General features: G+C 61.2%; 17 protein-coding genes. 11 read left to right on the top strand and 6 right to left on the bottom strand.

Annotated elements, in window-relative coordinates; translation table 11 throughout:
* Position 1: 1 nt before the first annotated feature.
* From AB8B33_RS08890 to AB8B33_RS08875, 4 genes are all read right to left on the bottom strand, one after another.
* Positions 2–1,561: a DEAD/DEAH box helicase gene (locus tag AB8B33_RS08890; RefSeq protein ID WP_439015085.1), complete on the bottom strand. Its 1,560-nt coding sequence runs from the start codon at positions 1,559–1,561 to the stop codon at positions 2–4.
* Between the two features lie 98 nt (positions 1,562–1,659).
* Entirely contained in the window at positions 1,660–2,982 is a 1,323-nt protein-coding gene (locus AB8B33_RS08885; protein WP_439015084.1) for a peptidoglycan DD-metalloendopeptidase family protein, read from the bottom strand.
* A 106-nt stretch (positions 2,983–3,088) separates the two neighbouring features.
* On the bottom strand, positions 3,089–3,907 hold the full coding sequence (locus tag AB8B33_RS08880; RefSeq protein WP_439015083.1) for a ferritin-like domain-containing protein: 819 nt from the start codon (positions 3,905–3,907) through the stop codon (positions 3,089–3,091).
* Positions 3,904–4,377: a peroxiredoxin gene (locus AB8B33_RS08875; RefSeq protein ID WP_439015082.1), complete on the bottom strand. Its 474-nt coding sequence runs from the start codon at positions 4,375–4,377 to the stop codon at positions 3,904–3,906. Before AB8B33_RS08875 ends, AB8B33_RS08880 begins: the two co-directional genes overlap by 4 nt.
* A 119-nt stretch (positions 4,378–4,496) precedes the next feature.
* Between AB8B33_RS08875 and AB8B33_RS08870 the strand changes: the two genes are divergently transcribed.
* Positions 4,497–7,883 (top strand): hypothetical protein, encoded by a 3,387-nt coding sequence (locus AB8B33_RS08870; protein ID WP_439015081.1) that lies wholly within the window; start codon positions 4,497–4,499, stop codon positions 7,881–7,883.
* A 34-nt stretch (positions 7,884–7,917) separates the two neighbouring features.
* A complete protein-coding gene (locus tag AB8B33_RS08865) occupies positions 7,918–8,400 on the top strand; it encodes a GNAT family N-acetyltransferase (RefSeq protein WP_439015080.1) in 483 nt (160 codons plus the stop codon).
* A 60-nt stretch (positions 8,401–8,460) separates the two neighbouring features.
* Here AB8B33_RS08865 and tyrS read toward each other — a convergent pair whose 3' ends face one another.
* Complete coding sequence (tyrS, locus tag AB8B33_RS08860) at positions 8,461–9,717, bottom strand: tyrosine--tRNA ligase (RefSeq protein WP_439015079.1); 1,257 nt, start codon at positions 9,715–9,717, stop codon at positions 8,461–8,463.
* A 121-nt stretch (positions 9,718–9,838) separates the two neighbouring features.
* Here tyrS and AB8B33_RS08855 point away from each other — a divergent pair, with 121 nt between their 5' ends.
* Together AB8B33_RS08855 and AB8B33_RS08850 are read left to right on the top strand one after the other, a co-directional pair.
* On the top strand, positions 9,839–10,963 hold the full coding sequence (locus tag AB8B33_RS08855) for an anhydro-N-acetylmuramic acid kinase (protein WP_439015078.1): 1,125 nt from the start codon (positions 9,839–9,841) through the stop codon (positions 10,961–10,963).
* Positions 10,960–11,487, top strand: coding sequence for a GNAT family N-acetyltransferase (locus AB8B33_RS08850; protein WP_439015077.1), 528 nt, complete (start codon positions 10,960–10,962; stop codon positions 11,485–11,487). Before AB8B33_RS08855 ends, AB8B33_RS08850 begins: the two co-directional genes overlap by 4 nt.
* Here the strand turns inward: AB8B33_RS08850 and AB8B33_RS08845 are convergent.
* Complete coding sequence (locus AB8B33_RS08845) at positions 11,480–12,157, bottom strand: alpha/beta hydrolase (RefSeq protein WP_113325620.1); 678 nt, start codon at positions 12,155–12,157, stop codon at positions 11,480–11,482. The genes AB8B33_RS08850 and AB8B33_RS08845 overlap by 8 nt on opposite strands.
* A gap of 217 nt (positions 12,158–12,374) precedes the next feature.
* On the opposite strand from AB8B33_RS08845, the gene AB8B33_RS08840 reads away from it, so the two are divergent.
* The 7 genes from AB8B33_RS08840 (at position 12,375) to AB8B33_RS08810 (ending at position 19,171) form a co-directional block, all read left to right on the top strand.
* Positions 12,375–13,541 carry a cysteine desulfurase family protein gene (locus tag AB8B33_RS08840; RefSeq protein WP_439015076.1) on the top strand — a complete coding sequence of 389 codons (1,167 nt, stop codon included), beginning with the start codon at positions 12,375–12,377 and terminating at the stop codon, positions 13,539–13,541.
* A gap of 141 nt (positions 13,542–13,682) precedes the next feature.
* Positions 13,683–15,152 carry a Fe-S cluster assembly protein SufB gene (gene sufB / locus AB8B33_RS08835; RefSeq protein ID WP_310388190.1) on the top strand — a complete coding sequence of 490 codons (1,470 nt, stop codon included), beginning with the start codon at positions 13,683–13,685 and terminating at the stop codon, positions 15,150–15,152.
* A gap of 1 nt (position 15,153) precedes the next feature.
* Entirely contained in the window at positions 15,154–15,399 is a 246-nt protein-coding gene (locus AB8B33_RS08830) for a hypothetical protein (protein ID WP_439015075.1), read from the top strand.
* A gap of 79 nt (positions 15,400–15,478) precedes the next feature.
* On the top strand, positions 15,479–16,234 hold the full coding sequence (sufC, locus tag AB8B33_RS08825; protein ID WP_439015074.1) for a Fe-S cluster assembly ATPase SufC: 756 nt from the start codon (positions 15,479–15,481) through the stop codon (positions 16,232–16,234).
* Between the two features lie 23 nt (positions 16,235–16,257).
* Positions 16,258–17,532 carry a Fe-S cluster assembly protein SufD gene (gene sufD / locus AB8B33_RS08820; protein WP_439015073.1) on the top strand — a complete coding sequence of 425 codons (1,275 nt, stop codon included), beginning with the start codon at positions 16,258–16,260 and terminating at the stop codon, positions 17,530–17,532.
* A 12-nt stretch (positions 17,533–17,544) separates the two neighbouring features.
* A complete protein-coding gene (locus AB8B33_RS08815) occupies positions 17,545–18,786 on the top strand; it encodes a cysteine desulfurase (protein WP_112968179.1) in 1,242 nt (413 codons plus the stop codon).
* 10 nt (positions 18,787–18,796) lie between these two features.
* A complete protein-coding gene (locus AB8B33_RS08810; RefSeq protein WP_113325606.1) occupies positions 18,797–19,171 on the top strand; it encodes an SUF system Fe-S cluster assembly protein in 375 nt (124 codons plus the stop codon).
* Positions 19,172–19,215: the final 44 nt, after the last annotated feature.

Here is a 19,215-nt window from a genome sequence, read left to right as displayed (position 1 = left end):
ATCAGACCTTGGCGTTGCCAGCGATCAGCATGAAGGCGGGGATATCGTCACCGAATCCGACCGGCGTCGGGCCGTCGTCATGGTCGCGATGGCGGCGGCGCTCGCGATTGTCATCATTCGCCGGATATTGCCGACCGTTGCGCGCGTTGTTCTGTGGCTTCGGTTCTGCTTTGCGCTCGTTCTTCACGGTTTCGGCCCTTGCTGGTCTTGCTGGTGCTGCTTCCACGACTTCAACGCCATTATCTTCGGCGTTGATATCAGATTTATGACTCGCAGACCGGCGGTCACGGCCACGATCCTTATCCCGCTCGCGAGTCTTTGCGCGGCGGGGAGAGCGATCGCCGTCGCGGCTTTCTTCGGCCGGGGGCAGAGAGGAGAGATCGCCGCTCTGCCATTCGACCTTTTCGCCGATCAGCTTTTCGATCGCGTCGGCATGTTTCTGGTCGCGGCGGGTGACGATGGTGAAGGAAGCACCGGAGCGACCGGCGCGGCCGGTGCGGCCGATACGGTGAACGTAGTCTTCCGAATGGATCGGCACGTCGAAATTGAAGACGTGGCTGACATCGGGAATATCGAGGCCGCGGGCTGCGACGTCGGAGGCGACGAGCAACTGGATGTTGCCGTCCTTGAAGTTGGCAAGCATGGCCATGCGCGAGCGCTGGTCCATGTCGCCGTGCAGGGCGCCGACCGAGAAGCCGTGACGCTCCAGCGAACGGAAGAGATCAGCGACATCCTTCTTGCGGTTGCAGAAGATGATCGCGTTCTTCAGATCGGTCTGAGCGCGGATGAGGTCACGCAATGTGGCGCGCTTCTCGTAATCCTTGTCGTGAGAGGCGACGAAACGCTGCGTGATGGTGACCGACGCCGAGGCCGGCTTGGAGACTTCGATCCGCTCCGGGTTCTGCAGGAAGCGATCCGCGAGCTTCTGGATCTCCGGCGGCATGGTGGCCGAGAAGAACAGCGTCTGGCGGGTGAAGGGGATCAGCTTGGCAATGCGCTCGATATCGGGAATGAAGCCCATGTCGAGCATGCGGTCGGCTTCGTCGATGACGAGGATTTCGACGCCGCTCATCAGCAGCTTGCCGCGCTCGAAATGGTCGAGAAGGCGGCCGGGGGTGCAGATCAGAACATCTGCGCCGCGCTCGAGCTTGCGATCCTGATCTTCAAAGGAAACGCCGCCGATGAGGAGGGCGACGTTGAGGCGGTGGTTCTTGCCGTATTTTTCAAAATTCTCGGCAACCTGGGCGGCCAACTCGCGGGTCGGTTCCAGGATCAGCGTGCGGGGCATGCGGGCGCGGGCGCGGCCCTTTTCCAGAAGCGACAGCATAGGAAGAACGAAGGATGCCGTCTTGCCGGTGCCGGTCTGTGCGATGCCGCAGATATCTCGGCGCTCAAGCGCGAAGGGAATTGCCCCGGCCTGAATGGGAGTGGGGATGGTGTAGCCCGCATCAGTAACAGCGGAGAGCACTTTGGGGCTCAAACCAAGTTCAGCAAATGTCGTCAAAGGGAAAACTGTTTCCGTTCCGTTCGGCCGGTCTCTGGCGAGTCGGCAGGATTGCATGCCGCAATGGTTGGCGACATAGTCCTAAACGGCCGGCAAGTCAAGGAATAGCGGCTCCACCCCAGGAGCGAGGTGAAGCGTTCGTTACTGCGATCCGGCTATTTTATATAAGTGGCAAGTTTAAGGCCGGCATTCATGAAATAGATCGGATCGACGGCATGTCCATCCTGACGCACCTCATAATGCAGGTGCGTACCGGTGGAGCGGCCCGTGCTGCCGGCTAGGCCAATGACATTGTTGCGATCGACCGTGTCGCCGACCTTGACCAGTATTTCCGACATATGGCCGTAGCGCGTCGAAATGCCGTTGCCGTGATCGACCTCGACCATGTTGCCGTAGCCTCCGGTCCAGCCGGCTGCAATCACCTTGCCGGGCGCGGTAGGGCGGATCCTTTCACCCGGCGAGAAACGGAAGTCGATGCCGGAATGCAGAGCAAGCCGGCCGAGGAAGGGATCGCGCCGGTTGCCGAAAGGGCTGGTGACTTCCTTGCCGATGGCCGGATTGCGGAAGGGCAGGGATTCGGCGGTGCTGCGCACCGCTTCCAGACGGGTCAGCGCGCCATCGAGCTGCACCAGAGAATTGTTGAAATCGTCATTGCTTTCGGGCTCGACGTAAGGACCACCAACGGCACTGTCTTCTTCTTCCTTGGCGGCGATCGTCTCAGCCGGAACGGCTATATGAAAGCGGTCGAGCACGCCTTCGATCGTGTTGGCAGCGTTGCCGGCGTCGCTTGTCAGCTGGTCGATGCGGTTCTTCTGGTCCTGCTCGACGGTCTTCAGCGAGAGCGTGACCTTCGAAAAGATGCGGTCAGCGCGATCGCCGACGGTTTCTTCTGATGGAACATAGGCAAGGGTGGAATTGTCGGGGGTCTCGGCGTCGGCCGGCTTGCTGTCGCCCGCCAGCATCCTTTCGATCGCCTGTGCGCCGCCGGTCAGCGAAGCGCGTTTGTCCTTGATGTCGGGCGCATAGGATTGTGCCGGCAAATCCGCGGCAGACGCATCCTTGCCGGTCAGGCCGGAGCTTTCGGCGCGGTCGAGCAGGTTATCGAGCTTGCCGTGGCGAGAGGTCAGCGCTATCTGCTGTTCCATCAGCTTGTCGACCTTGTCCTCGACCACCTGCTGATCGAGAAGCTGGCGAGAGGTGATGCGGTCGACCTGGGCGCGCAGCGCGGCGATGCGATCCTCATAATCATGCTGCATGCGGGCCTGGCGAGCCATGGTCGCGCCGATCAGATCGTCGCGCAGCACGAGGTAGGAGGTGGCGAGCAGATAGCCGATGGAAAAGACACCGACGAAGCAGAAGACGAGAGCGGCCATCCATGGCTTTACCGTCATGTGACGCACCTTGTCGCCGCTGGCAAGAATGAGGACGTGTTCCTGCGCCTTCTTGCCGAAGACCCGACTGTGATGTCCGTTCGTCACGAAGGGTCTCCCAAAGATTCGCTTTTAGCGCCCAGCCTCATTGGGAAATGATTACATACTTTTATGGTTAACAGTCGGTTTACGCAGGCCTATTGGAGCTTGCCGCTCAACTCTGGCTGGTCGAGGTGAGTGCGCGGTAGAAGGAGGGGGGCAGGCCGGCTTCGGCGCGGGCCACATCGTTGAACGGCGCCTTCAGCGGGCCACGGAAATTGGCCCGCACCAGTTCCTGGAATGTCCTTGCAGGATCGCGCTTTTCGCGGGCGCAGAGGAAACGAAACCACTTGGCGCCGACGGCGACATGGCCCTTCTCGTCGTTGTAGATGACGTCGAGAACGGCAGCACTTTCGAGGTCACCGGTCTCGCGCATCTTGGCCTGCAGCGCAGGTGTAACATCGAGGCCGCGCGCTTCGAGAATGAGCGGCACGACGGCAAGCCGGGCCGTCAGGTCGTTGCGGGTCGAATGCGCCGCCTGCCAGAGGCCGTCATGGGCGGGCAGATCGCCATAATCGGCGCCGAGATCATTGAGCCGCTTGCGCACCATGCGGAAGTGCTTGGCCTCTTCGTAGGCCACCTGCATCCAGCCATCGAAGAAGGAATTCGGCACATGGGCGGAGGCAAATCGGGCAACGATGTCGAGCGCGAGATCGACGGCATTGAGCTCGATATGGGCGATCGCGTGGAGCAGGGCGATGCGGCCATGAACGGTATGGAGCGATCGTTTTCCGACCTGTGTCGGCGGCACCAGCAGCGGCTTTTCCGGCCGGCCGGGACGCTCGGGCAAGGGAGCATCCAGCGGCGAGCGCAGCGAGATGCGCCGGGCGAACCATCTGGTAGCGCTTTCCTGCGCGAGCCCCGTCTTGCGATCGAGATCGGCGGAGCGGATCGCATCGATCGCGCCGCCGCGCAGCGAGGTGATGGTCGTCACGCAGCGAGGTTCCTGACGGCTGCCAGCACCGTTTCGGCATGACCGGCAACCTTCACCTTCTGCCAGATGGTGGCAATCGTGCCGTCCCTGCGGATCAGGAAGGTGGTGCGCTCGACGCCCATAAAGGTGCGGCCGTACATCTTCTTTTCCTTCCAGACACCGTAGGCCTGCAGCACGGTCTTCTCTTCGTCCGAGGCGAGTGCCACCGTCAGCTTGTGTTTCTTGATGAAGCGGTCGTGGCAGGTGGCCGAATCGGGCGACATTCCGACGACGGCGGCACCGGCGGCTGCAAACTCACCGGCAAGTGCCGTGAAATCCAGCGATTCGGTCGTGCAGCCCGTCGTGTCATCCTTGGGATAGAAGAACAGAACCACCGGCTTTCCATGGAAATCCGAGAGTGAAATGCGCCCGCCGCCATCGCGCGGGAGGCTGAAATCGGGAGCAGGAGAGCCAATACCGGGAGCGGACATTCTCAAAACTTTCTTTTGCCGGGTTTAGGAGGGATACTATATCAGACGGGTTATATAGTGGATGAAACGGCGTCCCGCCCAGAGCCGTTCAAATCAGATTCAGGAGTTTCCCAAGGCGCATGTCAGCCATCCGCGGCGAAAAAGTCACGTTTCGCAAGAAGGATATCGTCGCGTTGCACAACCTGCCTTCCGCGCAAGTGGAGGATCCTCTGATCGTGCATTGCCCGCCGCCGCGCTCGCGCATGCGTGGCACCGCAAAGGTCACCGGCGGCTTTTGCGTGGTGATCCTGTTCATCCTGGCGGCGATCGTCTTCACCATCGAAAGCGGGATTATCGACGCGCCGCTGTCGCAGCAGGCGCAGTCGGCGCTGAACAGCGCGCTGGGGCCGCGCTACCGCGCCGAGGTCGGCTCCACCGTCATCCGCTTCACCTCCGGCCTGCGGCTGGCGCTCGAAGCGCGCGACGTCAACATGATCGACCAGCAGAGCGGCCAGCATCTTTCCACCACATCCTCCATGCGCATGGCGCTTGATCCGCTGCAGCTCTTCCGCGGCCGCATCGCCGTATCATCGGTCGAAGCTGACGGCATTGCCCTTGATACGTCGCTGCTTCCATCAAGCGCTCCCATCAAGCTTGACGACCTGCGCGTCGATGCGATTCCAGCGGCAATGGAGACGATCTTCTCGCATCTCGACCTGTTCGAAAGCTTCGTCGAACGCGGCGCTACCGACTCCGTGCGTATCTCCGGCATCGATATCAAGCTCGCGGATACGGCAAATGGGCCGCTTTCGCTCGTCGTCGACAGTCTCGCCTTCGAACATGCCGGGCCGAACTCGCTGCAATTGAGCGGCCAGATTTCCATCAACGGCGAGGCAGCCGACCTCAATGTGATCACCGAACAGGCGGGCGGGCACGCATCCCGGCTCGTGGCCACATTGTCGCATGCCGACCTGACGCCCTTTACACTGAAGCGCAACGAACAGGGCGAGATCCGCCAGGGCCTCAATACCTTCGGCGATCTCACCATTTCCGCAGTCAGAGCTGCCAACGGCGTCAAGCCATCGCTCAATGCGGCTCTCAAATTCGATCCAGGCCTCATCTATGTCGACGGCGATTCTCAGGAGCTGACGGACGGGCAACTCAATCTGGCCTATGACTTCGACAAGCAGACGCTGGAGATCGCCAAATCGCAGCTGCATCTCGGCGCGACCATTCTGCCGATCAGCGGCGCACTGATCGACCTCGACAAGCTCGATCCGAATGCGGGCAAGGGGTTCGGCATCGACGCGCTGATCAGCGGCGGCACGGCCGCACCCAATTCCGGCGAGCAGCCGCTGTCCTTCGATCTGCAGGCGACCGGACGCTATCTCGTCGCCGGCCGCGAATTCCAGTTCACGAATATGGTGGCTTCCTCACCGCTCGGCTCCCTCTATGGGGCGCTGCACATCCGGCTGAACGAGAAATCACCGGAGATCAGTTTTGCCGGCCAGTCGCAGCAGATGCAGACGACGGCGGTCAAGCAGCTCTGGCCTTTCTGGATGGCGTCCAAAGCGCGGGTCTGGGTGCTGGGAAACCTCTTCGGCGGCGTGGTGACCGATGCTTCCATTTCCGTCTACATTCCGCCAGGGCGCCTGGATGAGGCGGCAGGAGGACGGGGCCTGCGGCTCGACGAAAATCAGCTCCGCATCGCCTTCGACATCGACGGTACGCGCTTGAATGTCGCCGGCGAGATCCCGCCTGTGCGCGATACTGCGGCGCATTTCGACCTGACGGGCGGAAAGGCTACGATCTCACTCAAGAGCGGCACCTCCTATTTCCCATCCGGGCGTTCGGTGGCGGTGCAGCCGGGCACCTTCGTGATGCCATCAGTCTATGACAAGCCGCTGATGGCAGATGCTGACATTTCCGTTTCAGGCTCGGCGGATGCGGTGGGCGAGCTTCTGACCTACAAGCCGATCAAGGTGTTGCAGCGCGCAGGCTTTGTGCCCGACGACCTTAAGGGCACTATCGACGCCCATGTGCAGGCGCATTTCGGACTTCTGTCCTCGCAGAACCCGCCGCCTCCCGAATGGGAGGCGCAGATGAAGCTCACCGATGTCGCGCTTGCCAAGCCGTTCTCGGGGCGTGTCATCACCAATCTCGACGGCACACTCGATGCCGATCCGCAGCAGGTGAAGGTCAAGGGCAAGGCCGATATCGATGGCGTCTCCGCCGATATCGATATGCTGGAGCCCGTCGACAAATCTTCTGGCATCGAGCCGCAGCGCGTGATCACGGCAACGCTAAACGGCGATCAGCGCGACAGGCTGCTGCCCGGCCTGTCCGGCATCCTCGGCGGCAGCGTCAAGCTGGTACTGACGCGCCTCGACGAAGACCGGCAGGACGTGCAGCTCGATCTCGGCAAGGCATCGCTCGACCTCCCCTGGATCGGCTGGTCGAAGGGCACTGGTATTCCCGCCAATGCCGAATTCGAGGTTTCCGGCCCGCCCGATAATACGCAGGTCAAGAATTTCCGTCTGAAGGGGGATGGCTTCGGCGCGACCGGGGCGCTCACCATCGGCAAAAGCGGCCTGATATCGGCGGATTTCGACAGCGTGAAACTGTCTTCCCTCGATGATTTCGGGTTGTCGCTGAAGCGCAGCAAAGGCGGCTTCGATATTTCCGTATCCGGCGCCAGCGCCGATGCGCGACCGATCATCGCCCGACTGAAATCGGATTCGGACAGCGACGGCAGCGACAGCAGCAGCGTGAGCGTGCGGGCGAAACTGCAGAACATCATCGGCTTCAACGACGAGAAGATCGGTAATTTCCAGGCGCAGATCGCCATGAGTGGCAGCCGGTTGCAATCGCTGAATTTCTCGGGCATCACGGATAGCGGTGAGGCGGTCGTCAGCCAGATGCAGGGCGGCGGCGTCATCAACATCACCAGCGGCGATGCCGGCTCCGTTTCACGCTTTGCCGATCTCTACCAGCATATGCAGGGCGGGCTTCTCAATCTGGCTATCCGTCTCAATGCGGGCGGCGGCTGGGATGGCTCGCTCGATGTGCGCCGCTTCTCGATCGTCAACGAGCAGCGCCTGCGCTCGATCGTTTCCACACCTGTCGGTTCGGACCAGCGCACGCTGAACGAAGCCGTCAAACGCGATATCGATACCTCCTCGCAGCGCTTCCAGCGCGGCTTTGCCCGTGTGGTTTCGCGCGGCGGGGCAATCTCCATCGAAAACGGCGTGCTGCGCGGCGACCAGATCGGCGCCACCTTCCAGGGCGTGGTGCGCAATGCGAAGGGCAACATGGACATGACCGGTACCTTCATGCCGGCCTATGGCCTCAACCGGCTGTTTGCCGAGCTGCCGCTGATCGGCGTCATCCTCGGCAATGGTTCAGACCGAGGCCTGATCGGCATCACCTTCAAGCTGACAGGCAAATTCGACCAGCCGAGCCTGCAGATCAACCCGCTCTCGGTGATCGCGCCCGGCGTGTTCCGCCAGATCTTCGAATTCCAGTAAATCGCTAGTTCCAGTAAATCGCTGGGGGTTATCGGTGCAGAACTCCATCCTGATCCGGCCTTATACGCCCGGGGATAGCGACGCGACGATCGAGATTTTCCTGCGCGCCATCCGCGAAGTCTCGTCGCGCGATTATTCGACTGCGCAGATTAATGCCTGGGCGCAGGTGGAAGATCCCGCCAAGTGGGCCGAGCGCCGGATAAGCCGCCCGGCCTGGATCGCTGACATTGACGGCAAGCCGGTCGGCTTCTCCGACCTCGTCGCCGATGGCTGCCTGGACATGATGTTCGTGCATCCCGAATTTCAGGGGCTCGGTGTGGCGAGCCGGCTGCTGGCGCGCGTCGAGCAGGAGGCGCTGGCATCAGGTATGGAGCGGATCTACACGCATGCGAGCCTGACGGCGCGACCATTCTTCGAGCGCAAGGGGTTCGTTGTGGTCACGCGACAGACCGTCGAAAAGCGCGGGCAGAAGCTCGACAATTTCGTGATGGAGAAGTTTTCCCCGCCATTATCCTGAAACAGGCAAAGAAAAAGCCGGCGGGAAGGCCGGCTTTTCTCTTGGCATCGCTGGCGCGGTTTACGCTGCGCGGCGGATCAGGATGTGCTTCTTCTTGCCGAGCGACAGCTTGATGACGCCATCGGCGGTGATTTCGCCGCTGCCGATCATCTTGCGCTCGTCGCTGACAGCCTGGTCGTTGATGCGCACGGCGCCGCCCTGGACGTGACGGCGGGCTTCGCCGTTCGAGGCGGCAAGACCGGCGCGGACAATCAGCGACAGGAGGCCGATGCCGGCGTCGAGCTCGGAGGCCGGAACCTCGACAGACGGTAGGTTGTCGGAGAGACCGCCTTCCTCAAACGTCTTGCGGGCCGTCTCAGCTGCCTGTTCCGCGGCTTCGCGGCCATGCAAGATCGCGGTGACCTCGGTCGCCAGGATCTTCTTGACCTCGTTGATTTCGGAACCGCCAAGTGCCGAGAGGCGGGCGATCTCGTCCATCGGCAAGGTGGTGTAGAGCTTCAGGAAGCGAGAAACGTCGGCATCCTCGGTGTTGCGCCAGTACTGCCAGAAATCATAGGCCGAGAGCATGTCGGCATTCAGCCAGATGGCGCCCGTGGCCGACTTGCCCATCTTGGCACCCGACGAGGTGGTCAGCAGCGGCGAGGTCAGCGCGTAGAGCTGCTTCGTCCCCATGCGGTGACCGAGGTCGATGCCGTTGACGATGTTGCCCCACTGGTCCGAGCCGCCCATCTGCAGGCGGCAGTCGTAGCGCTTGGCAAGCTCGACGAAGTCATAGGCCTGGAGGATCATGTAGTTGAATTCCAGGAAGGACAGCGACTGTTCACGGTCGAGGCGCGTCTTGACGCTGTCAAAGGACAGCATGCGGTTGACCGAGAAATGCTTGCCGACATCGCGCAGGAACTCGAGATAGTTCAGCGAGCGCAGCCATTCGGCATTGTTGATCATCAGCGCGTCCTTCGGACCGTCGCCATAGTTCAGGTAGTTCGAGAAGACGCGCTTGATGGAGGCAATGTTGCCTTCGATCGTATCGACGGTCATCAGCTGGCGGGCTTCCTCCTTGAAGGAGGGATCGCCGACCATGCCGGTGCCGCCGCCCATCAGCGAGATGGCGCGATGGCCGGTCTTCTGCATCCAGTGCAGCATCATGATCTGGATCAGCGATCCGGCGTGCAGGCTAGGTGCGGTCGGATCAAAGCCGATATAGGCCGTCACGGTTTCCTTGGCGAAGAGATCGTCGAGGCTGCTTTCATCGGAAATTTGATGAATGAAGCCGCGCTCTTGCAGCGTGCGGAGGAAATCGGACTTGAACTCGGACATGGGCTTCGTCTCTTCAACGTCGAACGGGATTTGGGATTGACGCTTGTTGAACCGTCGCGGCGCGTTTAGCACTGTTTTTCCAAAAGTGCATCCGGGAATCGCATGAAAGGCTCGCGGCGCAATGGATATCGTCAGGACTGCGATCGGCTTGATGAGCGGCACCTCGATGGACGGCATCGATGTGGCGCTTCTGCGGACGGACGGGCGAGGCTTCATCGAGCGCGGACCGTTCCTGGGGGTGGCCTATGACGGCGGTTTTCGCGAGAGGCTGAAGCGCGCGCTGGATTTGGCCCGGCCGCTGACCGATCGCACTGCGCGGCCGCACGAACTGCGTGAAATAGAAATCGAACTGACCGAACGTCATGCAGATGCCGTTACGGCATTTCTCGGTAAATTTGGCCTTAGCAGCGGTGATGTCGATGTGCTCGGCTTTCACGGCCAGACCGTGCTGCACCGGCCGGACGACGCGCTGACGATCCAGATCGGCGACGGGCAGCTTCTGGCCGAACGATCAGGCATTCCCGTCGTCTATGATATGCGCGCCAATGACATGGTGCATGGCGGGCAGGGCGCACCGCTGGTGCCGGCCTATCACGCCGCCCTTGCCGGCCGGTTTCAGAAGGAAGGGCAGGCCGTCTGCTTCGTCAATATCGGTGGCATTTCGAACCTCACCTATATCGGCGCAGAAGGGCGCATTGCCGCCTTCGACAGTGGCCCCGGCAATACGCTGATCGACCAGTGGGTGGAGATGCAGACCGGGAAGACCTACGATCCCGGCGGCGAGATCGCCGGGCGCGGACAGGTGGTGCCCGATATTGCCGCCCGTTATCTCGGCAGCCCGTTCTTCAAGGGCAATATCCGGCGCTCGCTCGACCGTGGCGATTTCAATCCGCTGGCAGATGGCGAGGCGAGCCTGGAGGATGGCGCGCGCACGCTTGCGCATGTAGCTGCCGCCTCGATCGTCAAATGCGCCTCCTATCTGCCCGAGAGCCCTTCGGTCTACATCGTCTGCGGCGGCGGACGGCTGAATGGGACAATCATGGCGGAGTTTGCCGATATGGCCGGGAAGACCGGTTCTCGTGTCATCACTGCAGAAGAGGCCGGTTTCGACGGAGATGCGATGGAGGCGGAGGCCTGGGCCTATCTGGCCGTGCGCTCGCTGGAGGGACTGCCGCTCACCTATCCCGGCACGACGGGCGTCAACCAGCCGGTAAGCGGTGGTGTCCTGGCGGAGCCGGCCAGATGAGCGGGGAAGTCATTTTCGAAACGCCGCGCCTTGTCGCTCGGATGTGGGAAGACGGCGATGCCGACCTGATCCACGACCTGCATTCGACAATCGAGACGACACGCTACATGTCTGGCGGAGCGCCCTGGTCACGCGAAAAGTGCGAGGAGCGGCTGCGAACATATCTTGCCGAGCAGGCGCGCGACGGTACGACGAAATACAAGATCGTCAGCCGACAGGACGGCCACTTCATCGGACGTGCCGGGATCTCGATCTACCACACCGGCGAGTATGAGATGGGTTATGCTTTCTACGCCCGAGAATGGGGCAAAGGCTATGCAACGGAAATCGCAGCAAGCCTTGCCGACTGGTTCTTCGCGAGAGATATTGCGCCGCATTTCATCGCTTTTACACACCCCGACAATCTCACCTCGCAGCGCGTATTAAAAAAGATCGGCATGCGAGAGCGCGGGCCGATCTTTATCGAAGGTGTTGAGGGCGTGGAATTCGAGATGACGGCCGCCATGCGGCAGGCCGTTACCTGATGCGCTTGGCTGCCGGTTCCGGCACCAGTTCGCCGTTCAGGCGGCGGTCAAGATAATCCTCGCACTCGGCCATCAGCGTGTCGACCTGGCCGTTGAAGAAGTGGTTGGCGCCAGGCACGGTGCGGTGGGTGATGAGAATGCCCTTCTGCGTCTTGAGCTTCTCGACGAGGCCGTTGACGTCCTTTTCGGGGGCTACCTTGTCCGATTCGCCATTGATGATGAGGCCGGAGGACGGGCAGGGCGCCAGGAACGAGAAGTCATAGGTATTCGGCTGCGGGGCAATCGACATGAAACCTTCGATTTCCGGACGGCGCATCAGAAGCTGCATGCCGATCCAGGAGCCGAAAGAGTAGCCGGCGACCCAACAGGTCTTCGAATCGGGATGCAGGCTCTGCACCCAGTCGAGCGCGGAGGCGGCATCCGAAAGCTCGCCCGCACCATGGTCGAATTCGCCCTGGCTGCGGCCGATGCCCCGGAAATTGAAGCGCAGTGTCGTAAAACCGCGCTTCTGGAACATGTAGAAGAGCTGGTAGACGATCTGGTTGTTCATCGTGCCACCAAACTGCGGATGCGGGTGCAGAATGACGGCGATCGGTGCGCTTTTTTCCTTGGAGGGCTGGTAGCGGCCTTCGAGACGGCCGGCTGGGCCGTTGAAAATAACTTCGGGCATCGGTACTCCGGGTTTTATTTCGCGTTCACGCCACGTTTGGCGACAACATGACTTGACGACAGTTGTCAGCTTTTCTAAAACGCAGTTTAGAACAATTCGAAACTTGCATGGCGATCCACGCAGCGTGGAACGTGTCATAAGGCAAGCCCGGCGGAAATTTCAAGAAAAATGCACCGCCGCGCCCGAAGCAAGCTCGTCAAGCGCAGGACCGAAGACAATGGCGCCGCCACGCCTTTATCTCGATTGGAACGCAACATCGCCGATGCACCCTGCAGCGCGTGACGCGATCATGCGCGCCATAGACGTGTTCGGCAATCCAAATTCCGTGCATGGCGAGGGCCGTGCCGCCCGCGCCGCCATCGAGAGCGCGCGCCGCAAGATTGCGCTGCTGACGGGGTCCGACCCCGCCAATGTGATCTTCACCAGTGGTGCGACCGAAGCGGCCAACATGGTGCTGACACCAGAATTCAGCATGGGCCGCACGCCGCTGAAGCTCGGTCGTCTCTATCATTCCGCCGTCGAGCATTTGGCAGTCCGCGAAGGTGGCCGTTTCCCGAAGGACAGGACGACCGAGATTCCGGTGACGGATGCCGGCGTCGTCGATCTGAAAGCGCTTTCCGACCTGCTCGATGCTCACGACAAGACGACGGGCCTGCCCATGGTGGCGATCATGTTCGTCAACAACGAGACGGGCATCGTCCAGCCGGTTGAAGAGGCGGGCAGGATCGTGCGCGCGCATGGCGGGCTCTTCGTGGTCGATGCGGTGCAGGCGGCCGGCCGGCTGCCGATCGAGATCGGGCAGATCGGCGCGGATTTCATGATCATTTCCTCCCACAAGATCGGCGGCCCGAAGGGCGCCGGCGCACTCGTCACCCGCGGCGAAGCGCTGATGCCGAAGGCCCTGATCCGCGGCGGTGGGCAGGAGAAGGGTCACCGGTCAGGGACACAGAATTCTCTGGCGCTGATCGGTTTCGGGGCTGCGGCGGAAGCCGTGCTGCAGAACCTTGAGGAGCGCAATGCTGCGATTGCCGTGCTGCGCGACCGGCTGGAAGCCGGCATGCACGCGGCAGCACCCGACGTCATCATTTACGGCGCCGGCGGCCCGCGCGTCGCCAACACCATTTTCTTCACGCTTCCCTGCATGAAGGCGGAGACCGGTCAGATCGCCTTCGATCTTGAAGGCGTGGCACTTTCAGCGGGTTCGGCCTGCTCCTCCGGCAGGGTAGGCGAAAGCCATGTGCTGACGGCGATGGGCCGTGATCCGAAGCTCGGGGCTCTGCGCATGTCGCTCGGCTTTTCGACGACGAAAGAAGACGTGGACAGGGCGATTGCAGCCTTCGCCAAGATTGCCTCCCGGCGAAAGCTGGCGGGCGAGGCGGCCTGAACGCCTCACAAACTTGCGGAAACGCAAATTTCTACTTGCCAACAGGGCTGAAAAGTCCCTTTTGGCCACTTACATCAGGGGTAAGTAATTGCCCCACTGACAAGCTGCCGGACCTTTTATCCGGCGAGATTGGAGAGTGACATGCCTGCTGTCCAGGAAACAGTCGATCGCGTCCGCGAAATCGACGTGGACCAGTATAAATACGGCTTCGAAACCGTCATCGAAATGGACAAGGCACCCAAGGGCCTTTCCGAAGACATCATCCGCCTGATTTCCACCAAGAAGCAGGAGCCGGAATGGATGCTCGAATGGCGCCTCGAAGCCTACAAGCGCTGGCTGACGATGGACGAGCCCACATGGGCGCGCGTCGACTACCCGAAGATCGATTTCAACGAGATCCACTATTACGCGGCGCCGAAGAGCACGCCGGGTCCGAAGTCGATCGAAGACGTCGATCCTGAAATCCTCAAGGTCTACGAGAAGCTCGGCATTCCACTGAAGGAACAGGAAATCCTGGCCGGCGTGCAGAAGCCGAAGATCGCGGTCGATGCAGTGTTCGATTCCGTGTCGGTCGTAACGACCTTCAAGGAGGAGCTGAAGAAGGCCGGCGTGATCTTCATGTCGATCTCGGAAGCCATCCGCGAGCAGCCGGATCTCGTGCGCAAGTACCTCGGCTCCGTCGTCCCGACGACCGATAACTACTATGCGACGCTGAACTCGGCCGTCTTCACCGACGGTTCCTTCGTCTTCGTGCCGAAGGGCGTGCGTTGCCCAATGGAGCTTTCCACCTACTTCCGCATCAACGAGAAGAATACCGGCCAGTTCGAGCGCACGCTGATCATCGCCGAGGAAGGCGCTTACGTCTCCTACCTCGAAGGCTGCACCGCGCCGCAGCGCGATGAAAACCAGTTGCATGCCGCCGTGGTCGAGCTCATCGCGCTCGACGATGCCGAGATCAAGTATTCCACCGTCCAGAACTGGTATCCGGGCGACAAGAACGGCAAGGGCGGCATCTACAACTTCGTCACCAAGCGTGGCGATTGCCGCGGCGACCGTTCGAAGATCTCCTGGACGCAGGTCGAGACCGGTTCCGCCATCACCTGGAAGTATCCGTCCTGCATCCTGCGCGGCGATGACTCCAGAGGCGAGTTCTACTCGATCGCCGTGTCCAACGGCCATCAGCAGATCGACAGCGGTACCAAGATGATCCATCTCGGCAAGAACACGTCGAGCCGCATCGTCTCCAAGGGCATCGCCGCCGGCGTTTCGCAGAACACCTATCGCGGCCAGGTCTCCGCCCACCGCAAGGCCTCGAATGCGCGCAACTTCACGCAATGCGACTCGCTCTTGATCGGTGACAAGTGCGGCGCCCACACGGTGCCCTATATCGAGGCGAAAAATTCGACGGCGCAGTTCGAGCACGAGGCGACCACCTCGAAGATCTCCGAAGACCAGCTGTTCTACTGCCTGCAGCGCGGCATTCCGACCGAGGCTGCGATCGCGCTGATCGTCAACGGCTTCGTCAAGGAAGTTCTGCAGGAACTGCCGATGGAATTCGCCGTCGAGGCGCAGAAGCTGATCAGCATCTCGCTCGAAGGCAGCGTCGGCTGACATGAGCGAGGCGGACAAGAAGCGAATTCTTGAACGCCTGACGAATATGCGCGGAGAGATCCTGTCGAAGATAGGCCCCCGCGAGCAAAGATACGAGACAGCAGTGCCGCCGGAGCAGCCTTATATGTTTCTCCGGCAGCGCATGGAAAAATCGGCAAAGATGTTTCCGGATATCCCGGAATTTCTCGAAGGGCCTTGGCTCATAACGGTCGCGTTTCTCCGTGTCATTCGTTTCTTTTGGCGGTAGCGCCGAGCACAATATGCAGATGTCTTAGAAATTGCGCGAGGCTCCGATGAGCTACGCAGACCAAACGCAGGAACCAAAGATGCTTGAAATCAAGAACCTTCATGCCCGCATCGCCGAAGATGGCACCGAGATCATCCGTGGCCTGAACCTCACGGTGAAGGCCGGCGAAGTTGCCGCCATCATGGGCCCGAACGGCTCCGGCAAGTCGACGCTCTCCTATGTGCTGTCCGGCCGCAGCGATTACGAAGTCACCGAGGGCGACATTCTCTATAATGGCGAGAGCATCCTCGAGCTCGATCCGTCCGAGCGCGCCTCCAAGGGCATCTTCCTGGCCTTCCAGTATCCTGTCGAAATTCCTGGTGTCGCCACCATGCAGTTCCTGAAGGTGGCGATGAACGAGCAGCGCAAGGCACGCGGCGAAGACGAGCTGACGACGCCGGACTTCATGCGCCGGGTCAAGGACGCTGCGGCCAAGCTGCAGATCAACACCGAGATGCTGAAGCGCCCGCTGAACGTTGGCTTCTCCGGCGGCGAAAAGAAGCGCGCCGAAATCCTGCAGATGGCGCTGCTTGAGCCGAAGCTTTGCGTGCTCGACGAAACCGACTCCGGCCTCGACATCGACGCCCTGAAGGTCGTGGCCGATGGGGTCAACGCGCTGCGTTCGCCAGATCGCGCCGTTATCGTCATTACCCACTACCAGCGCCTGCTCGACTATATCGTGCCGGATACCGTGCACGTTCTCTACAAGGGCCAGGTCATCAAGTCCGGCGACAAGACGCTGGCCCATGAGCTGGAAGCCAACGGTTACGCCGACATCATCGGCGCCGCAGCCTGAGCGTGGCGGAAAGGACGACGTCCATGAACATGCAAACGACGAGCCGCCTGACCGCGGCCGAAGCGGCGCTGATCGAAGCGTTCAACCAGCAGATCGGCGAACTGCCGGGCAATGGCGCGGTCACTGCGCTCCGCGACCGGCTGCTCGACGACCTGAAGAGGGAAGGCCTGCCGACGCGCCGCGTCGAAGCCTGGCACTATACGGACCTGAAGAACCTGCTGCGCAACATTCCGGCCCAGGCGGGTGACGCCGGCTCGGAAGCGCTGGAGCCGCTGGTTGACGGCTCTCCGGTTCTTGCCGTGATCCAGGGCAAGCCTGTCCACAAGGCTTCTGCCGGCGATCTTTCGGTTTCGGTCTATTCCGAAAAGCTGACCGACGGTTCGGCCGCCGCCAATCTCGACGCGCTCAGCCGCGACGATGCGGTCGGCCGCATCAACGGCAGCTTCGTCAAGGACGGCTATGTGATCGACGTGCCTGATGGCACCGAGCTCGAAGAGCCGCTGGAAATCCAGTTCGTGCATGCCGGCGGCGACATTCATACCCGCCTACCGGTTGCCTTCGGCGCCAATGTGAAGGGTGTCGTCATCGAGCGTCACCAGTCGGTGACCGACAATGCCGCACTCGTGTCGCATGTCAGTGACATCACGGTCGGGCAGGGCACGGAACTGACCTGGATCATCCTGCAGCAGCAGGGGACTGAGGATACGCATCTCGGCCAGATCCGCGTCGATCTCGGCGCTGACGCCAAGTTGAAGCTCTTCGTCATCAATGCCGGCGGCAAGCTGGTGCGCCAGGAGCTGAATATCAAGGTGACGGGCGAGGGCGCCGATCTGACGCTGCGCGGCATCAATCTGCTCGGCGCCGAGACGCACACGGACGTAACGATGGTGCTTGGCCACGACGTGCCGCACACCGGCTCGACGGAAGTGATCCGCAACGTCGTCTTCGATCGCGCCAAGGGCGTCTTCCAGGGCATGATCCGGGTCGCGCCCGATGCCCAGAAGACCGACGCCAAGATGGCCTGCAACACGCTGCTGATGTCCGACGATGCCGAATTCTCGGTCAAGCCCGAGCTCGAAATCTTCGCCGATGACGTGCAGTGCGGCCATGGTGCGACGGTTGCCGATATCGACCACAACCATCTCTACTACCTGATGGCCCGCGGCATTCCGGAGAACAAGGCGCGCGCGATGCTCGTCAACGCCTTCGTTGCCGAGATCGTCGAGGAATTGGAAGACGAAGCCCTGGTCGAGGCGCTGGAAGGCGTCATTTCGGCCTGGCTGGAAAAGCACGCCTGATCGGATATCGCCATGGACAAGATCGTGCCGGCAACCGCCTATGATGTCGAAGCCATCCGCAGGGATTTCCCGATCCTTGCGGAGAAGGTGCATGGCAAGCCGCTGGTCTATCTGGACAACGGCGCCTCCGCACAGAAGCCGCAGGCGGTGATCGATGCGATCTCGCATGCCTACAGCCACGAATACGCCAATGTGCATCGCGGCCTTCACTACCTGTCGAATGCCGCAACTGAAGCCTATGAAGCGGCGCGCGAAAAGGTTCGCCGCTTCCTGAACGCGCCTTCGGTTGATGACATCGTCTTCACCAAGAACTCGACCGAGGCGATCAACACCGTCGCCTACGGTTGGGGCATGCCCAAGATCGGCGAGGGCGATGAGATCGTGCTGACGATCATGGAGCACCACTCCAACATCGTGCCCTGGCATTTCATCCGCGAACGGCAGGGCGCGAAGCTCGTCTGGGTTCCTGTCGATGACGAGGGCGCCTTCCATATCGAGGATTTCGAGAAGAGCTTGACCGACAAGACCAAGCTCGTCGCAATCACCCATATGTCGAATGCGCTCGGCACCATCGTTCCGGTCAAGGAAGTCTGCCGCATTGCCCATGAGCGCGGCATTCCGGTGCTGATCGACGGTTCGCAGGGTGCCGTGCATCTGCCCGTCGACGTGCAGGATATCGATTGCGACTGGTACGTCATGACCGGTCACAAGCTCTATGGCCCGTCGGGCATCGGCGTGCTCTACGGCAAGAAGGACCGGCTGAAGGAGATGCGGCCCTTCCAGGGTGGTGGCGAGATGATCTTCGAGGTGAGCGAGGATATCGTCACCTATAATGATCCGCCGCACCGTTTCGAGGCTGGCACGCCGCCGATCGTGCAGGCGATCGGGCTTGGTTATGCGCTCGACTATATGGACAAGATCGGCCGCGAGAATATCGCGGCCCACGAGGCGGATCTGACTGCCTATGCCGAGGAGCGGCTCAAGGCGGTCAATTCGCTGCGCGTCTTCGGCAATGCGCCCGGCAAGGGCGCCATCTTCTCCTTCGAGTTGGCGGGCATTCATGCCCATGACGTCTCGATGGTGATCGACCGCCAGGGTGTTGCCGTTCGCGCTGGCACGCATTGCGCCATGCCGCTCTTGAAACGCTTCGGCGTGACCTCCACATGCCGTGCATCCTTCGGCATGTATAATACCCGCGCCGAGGTGGATGCGCTCGCAGATGCGCTCGACTATGCGCGCAAGTTCTTTGCTTGAGGAAGAAGCCATGAGCCTGAATGAAGAGAAGATCGACGTACGCGAAGGCATCGTGCATTCCAGCATTCCCGAAGCGGAGCTGGCGCGTCTCAGCGACGACGTGATCGGCGCTCTCAAGACCGTCTATGACCCGGAAATTCCAGCAGACATCTTCGAGCTCGGCCTCATCTACAAGATCGACATCGAAGACGACCGCATGGTGAAGATCATGATGACGCTGACGGCCCCCGGCTGCCCGGTTGCCGGCGAAATGCCGGGATGGGTGGAAAATGCCGTCGGCGCTGTTGAAGGCGTTTCGGGCGTCGAGGTCGCCATGACCTTCGATCCGCCGTGGACGCCGGAGCGCATGTCCGAAGAGGCGCAGGTCGCTGTCGGCTGGTATTGATCGATTAAGGTGATCGCCTTACATTGAATCATGAAGCACCGGAT

The organism is Rhizobium sp. 768_B6_N1_8 (genome assembly GCF_051811225.1).
In the GTDB taxonomy this organism is placed as follows: Bacteria; Pseudomonadota; Alphaproteobacteria; order Rhizobiales; family Rhizobiaceae; genus Rhizobium.
This window is presented reverse-complemented; position numbering and strand designations above follow the sequence as displayed.

What these genes read in the sequence shown, in the direction of transcription:
- AB8B33_RS08890 (WP_439015085.1), bottom strand. Translation starts at nt 1,561, where the DNA reads ATGCAATCCTGCCGACTCGCCAGAGACCGGCCGAACGGAACGGAAACA.
- AB8B33_RS08875 (WP_439015082.1), bottom strand. Translation starts at nt 4,377, where the DNA reads ATGTCCGCTCCCGGTATTGGCTCTCCTGCTCCCGATTTCAGCCTCCCG.
- AB8B33_RS08870 (WP_439015081.1), top strand. Translation starts at nt 4,497, where the DNA reads ATGTCAGCCATCCGCGGCGAAAAAGTCACGTTTCGCAAGAAGGATATC.
- tyrS (WP_439015079.1), bottom strand. Translation starts at nt 9,717, where the DNA reads ATGTCCGAGTTCAAGTCCGATTTCCTCCGCACGCTGCAAGAGCGCGGC.
- AB8B33_RS08855 (WP_439015078.1), top strand. Translation starts at nt 9,839, where the DNA reads ATGGATATCGTCAGGACTGCGATCGGCTTGATGAGCGGCACCTCGATG.
- AB8B33_RS08850 (WP_439015077.1), top strand. Translation starts at nt 10,960, where the DNA reads ATGAGCGGGGAAGTCATTTTCGAAACGCCGCGCCTTGTCGCTCGGATG.
- AB8B33_RS08845 (WP_113325620.1), bottom strand. Translation starts at nt 12,157, where the DNA reads ATGCCCGAAGTTATTTTCAACGGCCCAGCCGGCCGTCTCGAAGGCCGC.
- AB8B33_RS08840 (WP_439015076.1), top strand. Translation starts at nt 12,375, where the DNA reads ATGGCGCCGCCACGCCTTTATCTCGATTGGAACGCAACATCGCCGATG.
- sufB (WP_310388190.1), top strand. Translation starts at nt 13,683, where the DNA reads ATGCCTGCTGTCCAGGAAACAGTCGATCGCGTCCGCGAAATCGACGTG.
- AB8B33_RS08830 (WP_439015075.1), top strand. Translation starts at nt 15,154, where the DNA reads ATGAGCGAGGCGGACAAGAAGCGAATTCTTGAACGCCTGACGAATATG.
- sufC (WP_439015074.1), top strand. Translation starts at nt 15,479, where the DNA reads ATGCTTGAAATCAAGAACCTTCATGCCCGCATCGCCGAAGATGGCACC.
- sufD (WP_439015073.1), top strand. Translation starts at nt 16,258, where the DNA reads ATGAACATGCAAACGACGAGCCGCCTGACCGCGGCCGAAGCGGCGCTG.
- AB8B33_RS08815 (WP_112968179.1), top strand. Translation starts at nt 17,545, where the DNA reads ATGGACAAGATCGTGCCGGCAACCGCCTATGATGTCGAAGCCATCCGC.
- AB8B33_RS08810 (WP_113325606.1), top strand. Translation starts at nt 18,797, where the DNA reads ATGAGCCTGAATGAAGAGAAGATCGACGTACGCGAAGGCATCGTGCAT.